The organism is uncultured Actinomyces sp. (assembly GCF_963542285.1).
Classification (GTDB): Bacteria; Actinomycetota; Actinomycetes; order Actinomycetales; family Actinomycetaceae; genus Pauljensenia.
On record NZ_CAUTWQ010000002.1, the window covers coordinates 63,399 to 80,876 of the forward strand.

Consider the following 17,478-nt stretch of genomic DNA (forward strand, 5'->3'; position numbering starts at 1 on the left):
GGGACGTTTAAAAAGTTGACACCTTTTGTCAGCTTTATCCATTGCTCTCTTATGCTAACTCACAGAGAAGATGTCTGACACATTTTTAACTTCTGACTGTGCAATTAGTTGATTACGATTTTATAACTAAAGAAGCTGACCTTTTCCCCAGTCAACCCAGCGCCCTTCACCTGCAGCCAATTCAACACGGATTAGTCCGCCCTGGCCAGAAATCTCACTCGAACGCGGAGCATCTGCATCGTTATAAACGAATGCAAGTTCTGATTCTGGATACCAGGCAACTTCAACATCCGGGTTCGACGAGGACAGAACGCTCTCCCATTGATCCTCAGCATGGGCTGCCCACATGATGGAGCGGTGAAGCAAACGGCTATTCGCTGTTGACCATGTCAGACCCGCAAGATACACGCCGCGTCCCGCACAGAAGTCGTGAGCCGAGGCGCGAACACTGCCGCGATCCATCACCAAAACGCGAGTTGCAGAGTCGGTAACGACAACATCACCGGGGTCTTCACCGAAGACATACTCTCCGTCCAGATCAGCCGTAATGAAGTGCTCGCTCACCGGCTCCTCGTAGCGGTCCTTGGACAGCGACCACGAAATCTCCTGATCAACCCCCAAAACGTCAGAGAGAGCGAAGACGCTTCCGCGGCAGATTCCTCCACGATCAGCGTTTCCCTGCGTACCTACCGAGGCCGTGGGCTGACCGACCCCAATGAAACCGCCGCCACGGGCGACAAAGCGGCGCAGGGCATCTTGCAGTCGCAGGTCCTCCCATACTTCCCCTCCGGAGAAGGCCGTATTCGCAGCGCCGGCGTTGATGACCACGTCGACATCCTTCAAAGAGGAATCTCCCCCATCGATGACCTCATCGAAAGACATAAAACGCACGTCAAAAGGAAGCCCCGCAAGGGCTTCGATAACCCCCAAGTAGGTATGGATCTGCTTGTACCACAGGGCATGGGCAACCATATGGGTCTGCCACGTGCGCAGTTTTCCCCAAGCGTTCAAAACTGCAACGCGCACGGGTGCACACGCGGGCTTTTCCCCGCCCGTGGCCTCGTGAAGGGAACGGAACTCTCCAAGGATTTCCTCCACGCGGTCGATGAACTCAGGGAACTTCAGCGCCAAAGAAAGGTAGCCGCCATAGCCCATGCGATCGAGAGGACTGCGGACGATCGCGCGGCGAGCGGTGCGCCACGATTCATTAGCCTCGCCTAGGGGATCACCGCCCTCACGGAAGACATCGGGGAAGAAGTAGGGAAGGAAGCGCCCCTCGGTGTAGCGCACACCGGGAATGTCGGAGATCATGCGGCAGGTCGCTGCCGAACCGACAGATCCAACAACCGCATCCATCTTGATCGAAGGGAAGTAGGGACCGTAGGGCTCCATGCCGATCCAGTTATCGCCAAGGAACATCATGGCCTCGCGGCCCTCCTCGTGAACCTGACGAACCAGCTCACCCGCCTTTTGGGCGACTCGCTTGGAGGTGAAATCGATCCAGTCTTTGAAGACCGGAGTGGGAGTGCGGAAGGGGCAGTTGTACCAGCCGCCATCAACAAAGTCCTCGGGGGTTAGCGCATAGCCGTATTCCTTTTCAAACTCTTCCATCGCCGGGATCGACACCGAGGCCGAGTATCCAAACCAATCGACGTAGCGTTCGCGGCCTCGGGAATCAAAGGCCAAAGTGAAGTGGTAGAAGAAGGTCGTAAAACGAACCACGTCCACTTGAGGGTTCGCTTTCAGCCATGCGGCCAAGGCGTCCTTAACGTGTTCCCAGGTCCGCGGGAATGCCACATCGAAGGGACGCTCCTTCACACGTCCTTCCTCAAGCGCCCAGTCATTCGTCAAATAGTTATACATCTGCGTGGAATCCCACATCTGCACGGCAAAGAAGCTCACGGTGTACACGTGGAAGGGAATGGGCTCGTGGATCGTCACCACCGCGCTCGATGCAGTGGGCGGTAGCTCTCCAACGATCGGCACGGGATCAACGACGGGTAAGGGCTCAACCTCCTGAATGCTCCACTGTGAGGGATCCAAAGCCTGCCCACTGGTCCGATCAATGACCTGCCACCAGCGAGAGGTATCGCATTGAGTATCAGGACGGAATTGCGCTTGGAACCATCCCTCCATGACATTGATACTCAAAGGCCCGCTTTCTGGCGCCGTATGAGGGTTTGACGAAAGGTATTGGTGGATGCGCTCGCATTCGCTCTGATCGGCCCAGTCTTCATCACCACGCGCAGGGAAATACGTGGAATACACCTTGGCAAATGCTCGGTCGACCCACTCAGGAAGTTCTGTTCCATCGGAATTTCGCACTGCGTCCGCGCCAAGGCGCTCAACAAGAGCGCGCACTTCGGCATCAATTCCACGCTCAATGGGAAGGGTAAGACGACCTGGCTTGGTCGATTTGTCAGTCATTGTCACTCCGATGTGTTGATTTCAGCGTCATTGCGAAGAGGTAGACAACTTCGGGCACTTATCCAGCTAGTCCTAAGTTATTTCCTTCTTGGTACGATAGTACAAGCACGCCGAGGTGGTGATGCATTCCCGATAACAATGGAGACACCGATGTCCCTTACTTCTGAAGAAATTAACAGCCAACCTGAGCTGTGGCGTCGAGTTCTTGACGTTCCCACTGATGCACTTCCCAAAGATGGTGAGGCCATTGCCGTCATCGGCTGTGGAACATCGTGGTTTATCGCGCAGGCATACACCGTTGCTCGCGAACGCCAGGGCAAGGGTCTCTCTGATGCCTTCACCGCCACCGAATTCCCCTGGGATCGCCACTACGACCGCGTCGTGTGCCTGTCGCGCTCGGGCACGACAACTGAAATTATTGACATCCTGCACGGTCTGAAGGACCGCGGCGTCCCCAACGTCTTGATCACCGCTGTGGGTAATGGCCCCGCCACCCCCTACGCAGATGTTGAGGTTGTTCTGGACTTCGCCGATGAAGAATCCGTTGTCCAGACTCGTTTTGCAACCACTGCTCTTGCATACTTCCGTCACAGCTTGGGTGACGATATCGCTGCAGCTGCGGATGACGCACAGCGCGCCCTCGAGCTCGAAATCCCCCAGCGTTGGGTTGATGCCGACCAGATCACCTTCCTGGGCACCGCATGGACCATTGGCCTGGCAAACGAAGCTGGCCTGAAGCTGCGTGAGGCATCTCAGTCATGGACTGAGGTCTACCCGGCAATGGAATACCGCCACGGCCCGATCTCTATCGCTCAGCCCGGTCGCCTGACCTGGGTTTTCGGCCCGGTTCCCGAAGGCATGGCCGATCAGGTTGCCGCAACTGGCGCCGAATTGGTGACTTTCGACGGCGACCCCATGGCTCACCTCGTTGTTGCACAGCGTTTGGCCGTTGCTCGCGCTGAAGCTCGCGGTCTCAACCCCGATACCCCGCGCCATCTGACCCGCTCGGTGATCCTCAAGTGAGCAACTCGGACCAGAAGCTCGCCATCGGGATCGATGTCGGCGGCACCACCATCAAGGGGGTGCTCGCTGACACCCGAGGCACTGTGATTACCTCTTCCGAGGCCGTCGCCACCCCCCAGACCGGTGCTGATGATGTCGTTTCTGCGGTCGTGCGTCTGGCCCGAACTCTTCGCGAGGCTTCGGTCGATGCGCCCGTCGGCGTGTGCGTTCCTGGAATTATTGACGAAGAACATGGAATTGGTATTTTCTCCGCCAATCTGGGCTGGAAAGACGCTCCTTTAAGGGAAAAGCTTTCCGAGGCGCTGGGTTCTTTCGTCCCCCTGGGACACGATGTGCGCTCGGGAGCTCTTGCCGAGGCTCTGTGGGGCGTTCGCCGTCCCTCCTGCCTGTATGTGGCAGTAGGGACCGGGATCGCATCGGGCGTTGTGATCAATTCGCACCTCGCGCCGGCACCGCCGTGGGCTGGTGAAATCGGACAGGTTCCCGTTCCACACCCCGATCGCCCCTATGAGGTTGTTCCGCTGGAGCAGGTTGCCTCGGCCAGCGGTATTGCACGCCGGGCAATCGAGGCCGGGATCGTCCCCGAAGGATCGGGGGCCCGAGAAGTTGAGGAACTTGCCCTTTCATCCAGCGAAAACGCTCGAAAGGCACGCGAGATCCTCGAGACCGCGATGAGTCTACTGGGCGGGATTCTTGCAACGGTTTGCCACCAGGTTGGTTCACTTCCCGTCGTTCTGGGAGGTGGCCTGTGCAAAGGTGGCTCACTTGTTTACGATTCCCTTCGTAAAGCCTTGGAATCGGGGTGCACGGTCATGCCCGCACCTGCGCTGCTCTCCGCTGCTTTAGGTTCCTCGTCGCAGGCCTTGGGCGCCGCAGCGTTGGCATTCCAGAGCCATGGAATCGAGGTTGAATCATGATCTGGACCTTCACTCCCAATCCGGCTCTGGATATTACGTGGCAGGCTCCTGACCAAACCCGCGGTCAGGTTCACCGCATTACGGAGTATTCCCAGCGTCCTGGAGGGAAGGGACTGAATGTCTCTCGTGTCTTGGACCAGCTCGGAGTTCCCAACCATGCAACAGGTTTCTTGGGGGGCGCAACTGGCAATGTGATCGCCTCGCTCATGGAGGAAATGACTTCTCTGGTCACACCGGAGTGGGTTGAGGTTCCTTTCCAAACGCGACGCTCAATCGCCATGATTGATAACACCGCCACGGTATACAACGAGTCCGGCCATGCTCTAGATCCTGATTCCTGGAAGCAGATGGTTGATCTTTTGGGTAGCCGCCTGAGCGGCGATGACCTCTTGGTGGTTTCGGGTTCTCTTCCCGGAAATAGCACTTTTGAGGTTCTCGAGCCGGTGTTGCGCCGTGTCCGTCAGATCGGTTGCCGCATCATTCTGGATACCTCAGGGCCATCCTTGGTTGAGTGCGCAGCGTGGGCCGATGTTCTCAAACCCAATCACTTGGAGCTTCTCGACGCTACGGGGGCGTCCTCCATAGAAGAGGGCGCGCGCGCCCTTATCGAGCAGGGACCGAGCTGGGTGTGCGTATCGCGAGGCGAAGAGGGAATGGACCTCTTCTCTCGCGAAAGCCATTGGCACGCCGAGGCCGGAGTTGTCCTTCAGGGCAATCCCACCGGTGCTGGGGATGCCTGCGTTGCATCCCTAGCTCGCTCGCTTGCTCAGGCCGGGGACGACCTTGAGTCTAAGATTCCTACTGCTATTGCCGAGGCCGTCGCAACCTCTGCCGCCGCGGTGACAATGCCCGTCGCTGGGGAGATTGATCTTCCCCTTCGCGAGGAGCTTCTTTCCCGTATTTCTCCTGTTCGCCTGTCCTAATTTGTCAAGAAAGTAGGTCGCTATGCTTGCTGATACCGCTGTACTCGCACGCGATTGCGCCGCCCGCAAGGTTGGCCTTGCGGCTTTTAACGTGGTCCTTCTTGATCACGCTGAAGCATTTGTCGATGCCGCCGAAAACACCGGTTTACCTTTGGTTCTCCAGCTGTCCCAAAATGCCGTGAAGTATCACGGTGGTCGTCTGCGTCCCCTGGGGCGCGCGCTTATCGAGCTTGCCGAGGCCTCCACCGTTCCCGTTTCTGTTCACCTTGATCACGCTGAATCCACCGATTTGTGCCGTGAGGCTGTTGAGCTCGGTTTTACCTCGATCATGTACGACGGTTCAAAGCTTCCAGATGCGCAGAACCGTGAGACTACCGCTGAGATCACCGCTTTCGCTCATGAGTACGGTGTCAGCGTCGAGGCCGAACTGGGTGAAGTTGGCGGAAAGAACGGTGTCCACGACCCCTCGGCACGTACCAATCCTGAAGATGCAGCCCAGTTTGTTGCAGATACCGGCGTTGATTTGCTTGCTGTTGCTGTCGGTTCTTCTCACGCGATGGCAACTCGCGAGGCGGTTTTGGACAATCAGCTGATTGCTGCAATCCACGAACTCGTGCCTGTCCCACTGGTTTTGCACGGCTCTTCCGGCGTTCCCGACGAGGGCATGGTCGCGGCAATTCAAGCCGGAATGACCAAGATCAACGTATCGACACACCTGAATGTCGTCTTCACCCAGGGCGTTCGTCAGATTCTTGATGAAAACCCGAAGATTGTCGATCCGCGAAAGTATGTCGGCCCCGCAACTCATTTGGTTCAAGAAGAAGTTGAACGTCTGATGCGCCTCTACGCACAGGCTTAAAACTCAACGAAGAAAATTTGCCGCCCACCGTGTTTCATGCGATGCGGTAGCACGCAGCCCTCCCGCGCTTGCGCGTGGGAGGGCTTTCCATCTGCGCTCTTATTTATTTGACGTACCAGCCGCGGCCTCGCCACAGGCCTTCGAGGCCCGCCAAACGTTCTTGGAAGTCTTCCCAACTTCCTCGGGGGCCTCCCGCCCAGGCAACCTCAGCAAGAGCCGCTAGGCGCGGAAGCAGCATCTCCCAGACGTCCTTCTCCCGGCGCAGGGTTTCACTCCACAGGCAGGCCTCGACGCCTTCAATTCCCTTACGGTCCACGCCCTCACAGATGCTCTCGGGATCCCAATCCCAAGCTTTCTTCAAAGGAAGGATTCCGGCCCACGTGATCCCGAGCTTCTGTTCTGGGTATTCCTTCATATCGAAGTAGGCTTTCGGGCCGGGTGACATGATAGCTTTCACTCCACGTCCGACAGCACGAGCGATCGAGTCTCCTTCAAGATCGTCATGCCACACTTGGACAAGATCCCCTTCACCCAGTAGATCCGCGGCTTCTTCCCACGCCACAGCGCGCTTGCCCAGTGCATGGATGCGTTCGATCTGGCTGCCAACGATGATCGGGTAGTCACCTTCGGCAGTTGCAAAGGATTCATCGCCACCGATGTGGATACCAGCAGGAGAGAAGGGAGCAAGGGTCTCGACGACGGCCTCGAGGAAGGCTTGGGTCGCGGGCGCCTTGGTTGAGAGAGTCGAGAAGCCGACTTCCGTTCCTTCGTAAAGGGGCGGACAGACACCATCGGGGTTGAGTCCTTCAATCGCATGGAGAGCAGCATTGACGTGCCCGGGGATATCAATTTCGGGGATGATCGCAATCATCCGCGAACGCGCGCCATCGACCAGGGTCTGATAGTCATCGAGAGTGTAGTAGCCGCCTTCTTCCCCGCCGACTGCGCAATCGGATGAGCGTTCAATGAGTTCGGGGAATTGCGGGATTTCAATGCGCCATCCCTGATCATCACTCAGGTGCAGATGCAAGATGTTCAAACCCATTTCGCTCATTGCATCCATAACGCGAAGGATCGTGGGAACGCCGAAGAAATGGCGGGCAACATCGATATGCAAGCCGCGGTGTTTATAAGCGGGATAGTCGATGATCTTCACTGCAATGGGGGCCCGGCTGTGATTCGCGATGGCCAATGTGTTGAGGCGACGCAGACCTCGAGATAGCCCCAATTCGGTAGCAGCAGTCACCTGCGCGCTTCCGCCGGAAATCGTCAAAATATAGGCCTCTGCGAACTGCCATTCCTCGGGGATTGCCAGGGGTGCAATTGCCGCCGAAAATTCCTCAGGAGTCTTCAGCACAACAGAGGGGCTAATTTCTGCCCAAGTGGCTTCTTCCGGATGCGAATCGGCCTCTTCAATGGAGACTGGAAGTGGAAGAAGTCCGGGAATCGCGGACAGCGAGGAGGACATCGACGAGCTCCTTTGCTTAGTCGTCAACTGTATGAACATCCCTATCCTAGCCCTCTAGGCATCAAGTGGTCATCGGCCGCTATTGTTGGGGCTATGAGTGCACTGAATTTCGTTTCCGATACCTTTGATCCTTCGCGCTGGCGTGAGGTTGAGGGTTTCGAGCTGACCGATATGACCTACCACCGCGGGATTTCCCGAGGCCCCGTCGACGGACGCGAAAAGGGCGCCGACTTGCCCGTGGTCCGTATTGCTTTCGATCGTCCAGAAATTCGCAATGCCTTCCGCCCCCATACCGTTGACGAGCTCTATCGTTGCCTGGACCACGCACGAATGACCAGTGATGTCGCTGCGGTTATTTTGACGGGAAACGGGCCGTCCCCTCGCGATGGTGGCTATTCCTTCTGTTCGGGTGGCGACCAGAGGATCCGCGGTAAAGATGGCTACCACTACGAACTTGAGGGCAGCGAAGCCTCGGCGGGAGTGGAACAGCGACGCGAGCAAATTGACCCCGCACGCGCGGGACGGCTTCATATTTTGGAGGTTCAGCGCTTGATCCGCACCATGCCGAAGGTCGTTATTGCGGCGGTTCCCGGTTGGGCGGCTGGTGGCGGCCACAGCTTGAATGTTGTGTGCGATCTCTCGATTGCTTCTCGTGAGCATGCCGCATTCATGCAGACCGATGCGAATGTTGGTTCTTTCGATGCCGGTTACGGCTCTGCATTGCTCGCGCGCCAAGCGGGTGATAAGCGTGCACGTGAGATTTTCTTCCTTGCCAGGCGCTATGACGCCGATACTGCGGAGCGCTGGGGAGTCATTAACGAGGCCGTTCCCCATGCTCAGCTGGAGGAAACCGCGTTGGAGTGGGCTCGGATCATTGCAACGAAGTCTCCGCAGGCTATCCGCATGCTGAAATTTGCTTTCAACTTGGCCGACGATGGCTTGGCCGGCCAGCAGGTTTTTGCCGGCGAAGCGACGCGCATAGCCTACATGACGGATGAGGCTCAGGAAGGTCGCGATGCCTTCATCGAACACCGCTCGCCAGACTGGTCTTCCTTCCCCTATTATTTCTAAATAATAATTCGGCTTTCAGGACTCAACCAGCTTTGTCACAGCTCAAGTCATGGTTACTTTGTATGACATTTCTGCGGAAATATCAGGGAAAAGTACCCAAAAGATACACTTCTGTATCCCATTAGCTTGACAAAACCTATAAACTATTAGCCGTGCGGACTGCAGGAACTCTCCAGCAAGACGTGTCCCCATCACACGAATTGAGTTCATAGAAAGGGCCTATGTGAGAATTCGCTTAGGATCGCGAAACTCCCGAAGGGCACTGTCGTATCGACAGGGCTCCAAGCTTTCGCGCACCCTGATTCTTCTCATAACTGCCGCGATTGGCGGGTCCTTTACGCTTTTAGCTCTGCCTTGGTCATCCGCGTCTGCACATCCGGACACAGCGCCCGTTACGACTGTTTCCACTGATCCTCTTGATCATCTCGACGATGTCGGCGGCAGTCTGGATGTACACGCTACGGCTGAAGCACCCAGCGCAGACCCAACTCTCAGCGTCAAGGATCTTCAGTCAACTCCCGATCGCCTTGTCCTTGACAGCGATTCCCCGCTGGCAAAGAAATTTGTCCGCACACCTTATGAAAAGGCAGAGGTAGTTGTTGAAGGTGCTGAACTTGCGCCCGAAACAGCACTGTCCAATCAGACTCCGGCGGTTACCTTCGACCAACTTGAACCCAAGTCGGCATCCAGTGACGGCACGCCCGCTCTGAATGATCTGAAGGATCACGAAGGTGCGCTTTGGGTTGAGAGCAACGCAACGCCTTCCACCAACGCCACCTCAATTGCCCAATTGCAAGGCGATGAGCAGGATGCTAAGACTCTCGATGAGTTGCAGGAAAAGGGTATTCCCGCCATCGATTCTTCGCTTGCAACCCCTGAGATCCTCGTCCAAAACGGACAAATTCGTACCCTGACATTCGAGCTGACCAATGTCGGCAAGGATGCGAAGGACATCGAGATTGAAGGCGTTTTCTCCAGTAAGGCCTCCGGCAGCAGTACGGTCATTTGGAGCCTCCAGTGCTCAGTTAAAGGCGGAGCAACCTGCCCCGAGCGCGCTGATGGGTATGCAGAATCAATTACCCTCACTCAGGACAAGCCTGAGTTCTCTCCTTTCCATTCCGTGATCAACATGCCAAAGGGCTCCACCATCACGATCACTGCTCAGTTACGCCAAACAATCAGTCAGTGCACTCCCGATGCCCTCAGTGAAACAACTACTCGTTTCAGCTGGGGACGCTTGGGTGCTGACAAATCAAAGCAGACCGATCTTGAGCTAACTGGGAAGATTGCCTGTGCAAGTGCAACTTCCACGCCGACGGCAACACCTTCAGCGACTCCAACCCCCACTTCAACGCCTACCGTGCCTTCAAGTGATGATCAGACGCGTTCTGCGACTGCAACGCCCCTACCGACGGCAACTCCGACCCGGCACATTCACGAGAGCCAGTCGAACGTTCAGCCCCGGCCCAGACAGAACGAGGCTCGCCCTGCCCCTGCCCCGGCTCGTCGAGTACAAGTCTTCGCTCCCGGTTCACCGAACCGTCCGAGCGCACAGGAAGCAGTGCGTCGCAATGCTGCTGCTCAACAGGCTCAGTCAGCTTCCCGTCAGCAGCAAAACACAAACACTGCGGCCCAACGTAATAATGCTGCACCCGCCGCTCCGACGCGGGCGAGCAGCGATGCCACTCCCACTGCTGCTTCCCAAGCTCCTGTAGAGAACCAAGACAACTCGCAGCTGGTTGATTCCAGCTATGGTTTCAACGCGAACGGTCGCCGCGGCGGCTTGATGAGTGACGTCGAAGCCAATAGCGCGGTTGCAGTTGCTGCACTGCTCGTCACTGCTGGCGCCGGCGCGCTGGCGACCTTCCACAAGGGCAAGTGAAACACTCTCGTTGATTTTCCCTGGTACCTATCACTCGATAGGTACCAGTTTTCTTTTTATATTCGAAGAGTTCCTTACGCTCTTCTGAGACGCACAAGCAAGTGCTGCCCGCAACGAGGATAAAGAAGCGCTGGGCTGACCGTGCAGCCCAGCGCTTGTGTCGTTTCAGATGACCTTAGCGGCGTCCAAACTTCGCACGCATCACGCGTGCCAAGGCAAGTTCAGCGAAAGCATCCACCAGAAGAGCACCACCGAAAACACCCGAGAAGATCTTCCATCCCGAACGCGGCTTCGCAGCCTTCACCGCAGAAACCAGTAGCGCCGCACCGGCCGCTGCTTCAATAGAAGCGAGAGCTGAAAGAATCCAGGGGCGGTCAGAAACGACCGCCATATAGGCCTTCTGAATAGCGCTGGGATCTTCTTCCTTGTTCCCGGTCATCATGATGTCAACACTACGACCGATGGCATTCGAGATGCCGCGCGCGTTGTGGAGAACCGCACCTTCAACATCCCCGGCTTCAATCGTGCCCTGTAGGAACTCTGCCACGCCGTGAGGCAGCGCAAGCGCCTTCACAACGGCAGTAATTGCATGAACTCCGTTAAGGTCCTGAGCGGCCAGCAATGCCTCGACATCAGCACCCGGGACATGTGCCGCGATTTCGCGAAGGGCGGGGCGATCTCCCACTAAATCGACCACGGAAGGATCCACAGACTCGACAGAAACGGAACCGGTCACGATACGCGTTGTCATTCCCCAGTTATGGGTGAGCACATGCTCGAGATGCTCATCGGTCACCAAGTACAGATGCAAATCACCATCGGACATCGCCAAGGAAACCAGCGGAAGATCACCGAAGTTCCATCCTGACTTGTCTTCGGGAATTTCTGCCAACAGTGCGCGATACCCATTGTTCAGCTCGACATCTGCGACATCAACACCCTCAAGCGCGGCCAACAGCGGAACCGAGGACGCGGGAGTACGACCGATCTCAACGACACGAACACCCGACTCTGATTCTTCGACCTCTTCAGGAAGGAAATCAGCCAGAGGGCTATCACCCTGAGGAAGAGCATCGATATGTTCTCCGCCCAAACGCACTTCTGCTTTAAAGTGCGAAGCTAACTGAGAAGCAAGCTCGCTGACCGTAATTCCTGCTTGCACATCCTGAGCACCTTCAGCAAGTGTCGCGACTCGCCCGTTCTCAACCGCAATATTGAGACCCAGCAGCTGAGGAGTTGCCTCAAACCACTCCAATTGGGCCAAAACGGAACTTTCACGGAGCACGTGCACAACTTGATCGGGATCAAGCTGGGAGGCAATCATCATTCCCTCAACGCGGGTCCATGTCGCATCAGTCATCATTGTCATCCTTCCGAAGACCCTGAGAATCGTCCTTCGACTAGCTACAAGTTTAGCCTGTCCTTCCGACCGATAGGCACATCACAACAGAAAAGGTGAGGGCACCCATTTGGGTGCCCTCACCTTTCAGTGCTAATGAAGCAGTTCAGAAGCGATCAGCGCATCTTGGTGCCGACCGAGCCCAGACGCTCAGCAGCCTCAACGACGCGTGCAGCCATACCGGCTTCAGCTTCCTTGCCCCAAGCGCGAGGATCGTACTTCTTCTTGTTGCCGACCTCGCCGTCAATCTTGAGGACACCCTCGTAGTTGGTCAGCATCCAGTCGACGACCGGGCGGGTGAAGGCGTACTGGGTGTCGGTGTCAACGTTCATCTTGATGACGCCGTTGGCAACTGCCAGTGCGATCTCTTCGTCGGTCGAGCCGGAGCCACCGTGCATGACCAGGTCGAAGGGACGGTGATCCAGACCGTAGTGAGCAGCGACCTCTTCCTGGATGGTGCCCAAGAGCTCGGGACGCAGCTTGACGTGGCCGGGCTTGTACGCACCGTGCACGTTGCCGAAGGTCAGAGCGGTGATGTAGCGGCCATTCTCGCCCAGGCCCAGGGCCTCAACGGTCTTGATGGCATCTGCGGTCGAGGTGTAGAGCTTCTCGTTGATTTCGCCAACGACGCCGTCTTCTTCGCCGCCCACGGCGCCGACCTCGATCTCGAGGACGGTGTGGGAGTCAACGGCCAGCTGGAGCAGGCGCTTTGCGATCTCGAGGTTCTCATCCAACGGAATGGCGGAGCCATCCCACATGTGGGACTGGAACCAGGGCAGACGACCTGCCTTAACTTCCTCGGCCTCCATGTGCATGAGCTGCTCGGTCCAGGAATCCAGGTTCTGCTTGGCGCAGTGGTCGGTGTGCAGAGCAATGGTGACGTCGTAGTTCTTTGCGACCTCACGAGCGTAGGCAGCCATTGCCAGCGAGCCGGCGATACGGTCCTTGACGGTGGAACCTGACCAGTATTCAGCGCCACCCACGGAAACCTGGATGATGCCATCGGATTCGGCATCAGCGAAACCGCGAAGTGCAGCGCTCAGAGTCTGAGAAGAGGTCACGTTAATTGCCGGGTACGCGAACTTTCCGTCACGCGCACGGTTGAGCATTTCGTTGTAAACCTCAGGGGTTGCGATGGGCACAGGAGCCTCCTAATTGATGACAACATTTGTCGCTTCATATTGTCCCACATTTGCAGAAGAACATCACTGGACTATTGGCCCTCAGATCGAAGTCGTTTGAGCAAGGTATCACTCCCCCTGCTCAACGCTGATCAGAGACCAGTTTTAGACCTACTAAAATACGCCTTCTATATAGGGTGTACTCTTCTTGTCCCTTTTCCCAATATAGGTGGGTGGTTTTTTGGAACGATTCAAACGCGCGCGAATTTGGCTTCACTCTCCGCAGACTTCGTGAGGAACACGGACTCTCACAAGAAACCTTGGCCTACCGTTCTGGCGTGACGAAAAACCAGATTCAACTACTGGAATCAGGACGCGCTTCGGGACGCAAAGGCGAAGCCGGCGCCTCCAATCCACGCATGACAACACTCAGCGGCATTGCACAGGCGCTCGGCATGAGCATCTCTGCACTCCTCGCCGAGGCAGGACTCTAAACTAAAAACTCAGCGTTTTAGTAGTGCGACATGACCGGAGTACCAATCTCCGACCACTGATACACCCACTGCGCCTCTTCAACTGGCATGTTGATGCAGCCGTGTGAACCGCCGGGTCCGCTCCAGCCGAACGAATCCTGCCAAGGGGCACCATGGAATGCGTAGGAGCCAGTCCAATAAGTCACCCACGGCACTCCCTTCGCGCAGTAAGGCCAATCTGGAGTGCACCCCATATCCTGCGCCTCATACTTGAGGTATACGCTGTAGAGTCCCGTGACAGTCTCATGACCAGGCGAACCCGGAACAATCGCGACCGGACCGTGGACAACGGTGGCACCCTCATAAGCGGTAACGGAGTTGTTTCCAAGATTGATCTCAAGCCACTTCTCACCCGGGGCAGCCTGATAAACCAGGTTTTCAGCTCCATCAGCAATGAGCTTGCGTTCATAGGTAGCCGGAGTGACGTCGTAGCTGAAGTTTCCCTCGAACTTCTTATTGTCCTTGAGCGAAGTAATCACCGAGGTAGCGAGTGCATCAAGATCCTTGACCTTGCGACCATCAACAGCCTTCTTCGGAGTCTGAACGATATCGCCAGCAGAGTTGACATTGTGGCGGCCATTCACAGGATCTCGGTTTGTTTCTTCACCCTGAGAACGTACCCACTCGCGGATGCGCTCTTCATCAACCACGGGCTGTTTCAAGGAACCATCATCGGCCAGAGCGATCTTCACCCATCCAACCCGATCCTTCGAGCTGGCCTCGATCGTCTCTTCACCATCGGAGATCTCAACGGGAATCTGCGCAAGCTTATTTGCGGCCTCGGCGATGGTCTGCGCGCTCGCATCATCAACCACGGGAAGAAGGTTAGTTGCACTCAACTGCACTTCTCCCCCGCGAAGCATCCGCGCGGCCTCGTCCAAGGAATTGCGCAGGGCGTCATAGGGAACACCACGCCCAGCCTGGGACTTGGTTGAGACAAAGGACTCCTGATCCTCGGCTGGACGAACAGTAGCGTCAACCACCGGAGTTCCCAGTGAGGAGGCAATCGAGTTCGACAGGTCTTTCATCTTCAGGTCGTCGACACTGATTGCAGCTGGTACGTCATTGTGAACGAAAATCGCCTTGAACCGATTAAACAGGTTCGAATTCGCGGCAAGCGCCCGGTCCGCGCTCCCCTGCGGATCAACGGTTATTCCCATATCGGAAAGCGTCAGGGGTGTCGAATGCCCCTCAACAACGACATTGACCTGCATCGTCTTCGCGCGTTGATCAACCATCTGTGTGATTTCATCCCGGGTCATTCCCGATACCGACTGACCTGCCACACTGACGTTGGGCAGCGCACGCGCCGAATAGTGCAGGGCATAAGCAACCCCAGCCGCACACAGAGCGATCAGAACGCATCCAAGCGTTACACCGATCACAAGCGGCTTACGCAACCGTGAAGATTTATGTTCAGACATCCTCTCCATCCTACTGATTTCACAACATTTTTGCTTGAAATTCTCAGATTGTGCACATCTGTGTCACCCACATATCTTCAGACAGCCCAGATTGTTTCCTGTTACCCTATTCCAACTGGTCGGGGGTACCGTTAGAGTAGGCGGACCCCAGGAGGGATAAACGTGAGTGACCTTCGTCTTCTTGTCGTTCCGGGGGGCACTTCCCCGGCATCTGTAGCGATGGCTCATGCCTCGCTACACAAGCTCGCAGAGCTGTATGAAGAGCGTCAGGCAGACCCCGATCATCCCGCGCCGCACACCGTTGTTGTTATTCGAGACCCAGAGCTCGTCCCCCCATCGAGTTTGCGCACAGCTGCGACCACACCGCGTGAGGCCTTCCCGCCCGAGCTCTACCCAGAGCTTGCCGACCGCATCGACGCCCCCTCTCTTTTTGACAACATCGATCTGGTTTTGGCCTCCTCTGGTTCATCTGGTGAACCGCGATTAGTTGGCCTCTCCATCGATGCATTGATGGCCTCGGTCAAGGCGACGCATTCCGTTCTAGGAGGACCGGGGCGTTGGATCTTGGCGCTGAGTTCTCACCATATCGCGGGCGCTCAGGTACTCATGCGCGCTGCCGCGACCGAAATTTCTCCTCAGATCGTCGATTGTTCCCACGGTTTCAATCCAAAGGATCTGCTTCCCGCGATTGCGGGGGCAACCTCCGATCCCTCTCTGCCGGGCTATCTGTCACTAGTCCCGACCCAATTGGTTGATTGCCTGAACGCTGGCGACGAAGTCGTCAGTGCACTGGCACGCCTCCACACCATCTTGATCGGCGGGACTCGTCTTGATCCCGCACTGCGCCAACGCGCCGAGGACGCAGGACTCAGCATCATCGAATCCTTCGGAATGACCGAAACCTGCGGCGGCTGCGTGTACGACGGCGTTCCACTTCCCGGGGTCATGGTGCGCACCCTCGAATGGGACGGTGCCACCCGTATCGCTATCGCCGGCCCAGTCTTACTGACGCGCTACCTTGTCGGCGACACCCCATTCCACGACGAGGCCGGCACCCGCTGGTTTATCAGCGGGGATACCGGCGTGATCGACGCCGGTGGGCGTCTGAAAGTTTTGGGGCGCGCCGACGACATGATCATCTCCGGAGGGCTGAACATTCCGCCCATCCGAGTCGAGGATGCCCTGAAGAACGTAGCCGGCATCAAGGACGCGTGGGCGCTGGGATTAGACGATGAAAAATGGGGACAAGCGTTGTCCTGTCTTGTTGTCCCCGAGGACGCTCCTTCCTTCCCTCCCCCACCTGATTTTGTTGAGGAACAGGGGCATCGCATTCGCGAGGCCGTTTCTTCCCAGATCGGTCGCCCGCAGGCACCGCGTCGCGTGATCTTCGTTTCTTCGATTCCGCAGCTTTCTTCCGGAAAGGTCGATCGCATTGCCGCACGCCAGCTCGCCCAATCACTCACGGGGACAGAGTCTGAGTGGCGCCGATGAGCAGTGAGAATAGGCGGCAAGCAAGCCTAGGCGACTGGGTTGAAGGTGCCAGGCTGCGCACCCTTCCTGCTGCTGCAGCCCCAGTCTTCGTCGGCGTTGCCGCGGCTTTCGCCTTGGGCGCTGTTCATCCGGAACGCTCAGTCCTGGCGCTTTTTGTCGCACTATTGCTTCAAGTTGGCGTGAACTACTCCAACGACTACTCCGACGGCATCCACGGAACGGATGACCAGCGAAGCGGGCCCCAACGTTTGACCGGGTCAGGGCTTGCGCGGCCTCGTACTGTTTTAAAGGCGGCACTGGAGTGCTTTGCCGCAGCCGGCGTCCTTGGGTTGATCCTTGTTGCAATCAGTGGAACGTGGCCTCTGATCGCCGCGGGTATTGCTGCGGTTGCAGCAGCCTGGTTCTACACGGGCGGGAAACACCCCTACGGCTATATGGGAATCGGCCTATCGGAACTCTTTGTCTTCGTTTTCTTCGGACTGATGGCGACCGTTGGAACGACATGGACACACATCCCTTCAGCGCCTTGGTGGCTGTGGCTTATGGCCTCATGCTTGGGTCTGATGTCGGTGGCGATGCTCATGGTCAACAACATCCGCGACATTCCTACCGATAGCGTCACCGGGAAAATGACAGTGGCTGTTCGCTTGGGACAGCGAGCTTCTCGAATCCTCTTTTCCCTGTGCCTATTGGCCCCAATCTCTGCCTTCTTTGCGCTTCCCGCAGCGATCGGCACCCATGTCATCATCTGCATTTTGGCGTCACTCGCGTGGATTCTGGCGATCTTCCAGCCGGTCTATTTGGTGTTGAGTGGAGTGAAGGGAAAGGACCTCATCATTGTCCTCAAGCACACCGGCTTTTTAACCTTGGGGTGGGCACTCTTCATTAGTGCACTCTTGATCTCAAGTACATTTGCCTGAACAACTGCTCTAAACTCAAA

At 56.8% G+C, this 17,478-nt stretch carries 14 protein-coding genes; 9 read left to right on the forward strand and 5 right to left on the reverse strand.

All coding sequences use genetic code 11. The features are described 5' to 3' along the window. Positions 1–126: 126 nt before the first annotated feature. Entirely contained in the window at positions 127–2,427 is a 2,301-nt protein-coding gene (gene gnpA, locus RW023_RS01475) for a 1,3-beta-galactosyl-N-acetylhexosamine phosphorylase (protein WP_315579555.1), read from the reverse strand. 150 nt (positions 2,428–2,577) lie between these two features. Between gnpA and RW023_RS01480 the strand changes: the two genes are divergently transcribed. From RW023_RS01480 to RW023_RS01495, 4 genes are read left to right on the forward strand one after another with little or no spacing between them, the layout of a single operon-like run. Then, on the forward strand, positions 2,578–3,450 hold the full coding sequence (locus tag RW023_RS01480; RefSeq protein ID WP_156334597.1) for an SIS domain-containing protein: 873 nt from the start codon (positions 2,578–2,580) through the stop codon (positions 3,448–3,450). Beyond that, positions 3,447–4,367 (forward strand): ROK family protein, encoded by a 921-nt coding sequence (locus tag RW023_RS01485; protein ID WP_315579556.1) that lies wholly within the window; start codon positions 3,447–3,449, stop codon positions 4,365–4,367. The genes RW023_RS01480 and RW023_RS01485 overlap by 4 nt, the downstream gene beginning before the upstream one ends. Continuing rightward, the gene (locus tag RW023_RS01490) at positions 4,364–5,290 is read left to right on the forward strand and encodes a 1-phosphofructokinase family hexose kinase (RefSeq protein ID WP_315579557.1); all 927 of its coding nucleotides are present in this window, start codon (positions 4,364–4,366) and stop codon (positions 5,288–5,290) included. The genes RW023_RS01485 and RW023_RS01490 overlap by 4 nt, the downstream gene beginning before the upstream one ends. Before the next feature lie 22 nt (positions 5,291–5,312). Beyond that, positions 5,313–6,149 carry a class II fructose-bisphosphate aldolase gene (locus RW023_RS01495; protein WP_315579558.1) on the forward strand — a complete coding sequence of 279 codons (837 nt, stop codon included), beginning with the start codon at positions 5,313–5,315 and terminating at the stop codon, positions 6,147–6,149. Positions 6,150–6,252: 103 nt separating this feature from the next. Here RW023_RS01495 and RW023_RS01500 read toward each other — a convergent pair whose 3' ends face one another. Next, on the reverse strand, positions 6,253–7,617 hold the full coding sequence (locus RW023_RS01500; RefSeq protein WP_315579559.1) for a family 20 glycosylhydrolase: 1,365 nt from the start codon (positions 7,615–7,617) through the stop codon (positions 6,253–6,255). 93 nt (positions 7,618–7,710) lie between these two features. Here RW023_RS01500 and RW023_RS01505 point away from each other — a divergent pair, with 93 nt between their 5' ends. Together RW023_RS01505 and RW023_RS01510 are read left to right on the forward strand one after the other, a co-directional pair. Beyond that, entirely contained in the window at positions 7,711–8,688 is a 978-nt protein-coding gene (locus tag RW023_RS01505) for a 1,4-dihydroxy-2-naphthoyl-CoA synthase (RefSeq protein WP_315579560.1), read from the forward strand. Between the two features lie 223 nt (positions 8,689–8,911). Next, positions 8,912–10,570, forward strand: a complete 1,659-nt coding sequence (locus RW023_RS01510; protein WP_315579561.1) for a hypothetical protein — start codon at positions 8,912–8,914, stop codon at positions 10,568–10,570. Between the two features lie 175 nt (positions 10,571–10,745). Here RW023_RS01510 and RW023_RS01515 read toward each other — a convergent pair whose 3' ends face one another. Next, entirely contained in the window at positions 10,746–11,933 is a 1,188-nt protein-coding gene (locus tag RW023_RS01515) for a hypothetical protein (protein WP_315579562.1), read from the reverse strand. A gap of 152 nt (positions 11,934–12,085) precedes the next feature. Beyond that, positions 12,086–13,111, reverse strand: a complete 1,026-nt coding sequence (gene fbaA, locus RW023_RS01520) for a class II fructose-bisphosphate aldolase (RefSeq protein ID WP_315579563.1) — start codon at positions 13,109–13,111, stop codon at positions 12,086–12,088. Between the two features lie 212 nt (positions 13,112–13,323). Between fbaA and RW023_RS01525 the strand changes: the two genes are divergently transcribed. Next, a complete protein-coding gene (locus RW023_RS01525) occupies positions 13,324–13,584 on the forward strand; it encodes a helix-turn-helix transcriptional regulator (protein WP_315579564.1) in 261 nt (86 codons plus the stop codon). A gap of 17 nt (positions 13,585–13,601) precedes the next feature. On the opposite strand, the gene RW023_RS01530 is transcribed toward RW023_RS01525, so the two are convergent. Continuing rightward, the gene (locus RW023_RS01530; RefSeq protein WP_315579565.1) at positions 13,602–15,047 is read right to left on the reverse strand and encodes a L,D-transpeptidase family protein; all 1,446 of its coding nucleotides are present in this window, start codon (positions 15,045–15,047) and stop codon (positions 13,602–13,604) included. Positions 15,048–15,209: 162 nt separating this feature from the next. On the opposite strand from RW023_RS01530, the gene RW023_RS01535 reads away from it, so the two are divergent. Together RW023_RS01535 and RW023_RS01540 are read left to right on the forward strand one after the other, a co-directional pair. After that, positions 15,210–16,538 (forward strand): AMP-binding protein, encoded by a 1,329-nt coding sequence (locus RW023_RS01535; RefSeq protein ID WP_315579566.1) that lies wholly within the window; start codon positions 15,210–15,212, stop codon positions 16,536–16,538. Beyond that, positions 16,535–17,458, forward strand: coding sequence for a 1,4-dihydroxy-2-naphthoate polyprenyltransferase (locus RW023_RS01540; protein ID WP_315579567.1), 924 nt, complete (start codon positions 16,535–16,537; stop codon positions 17,456–17,458). The genes RW023_RS01535 and RW023_RS01540 overlap by 4 nt, the downstream gene beginning before the upstream one ends. Positions 17,459–17,478 lie beyond the last annotated feature (20 nt).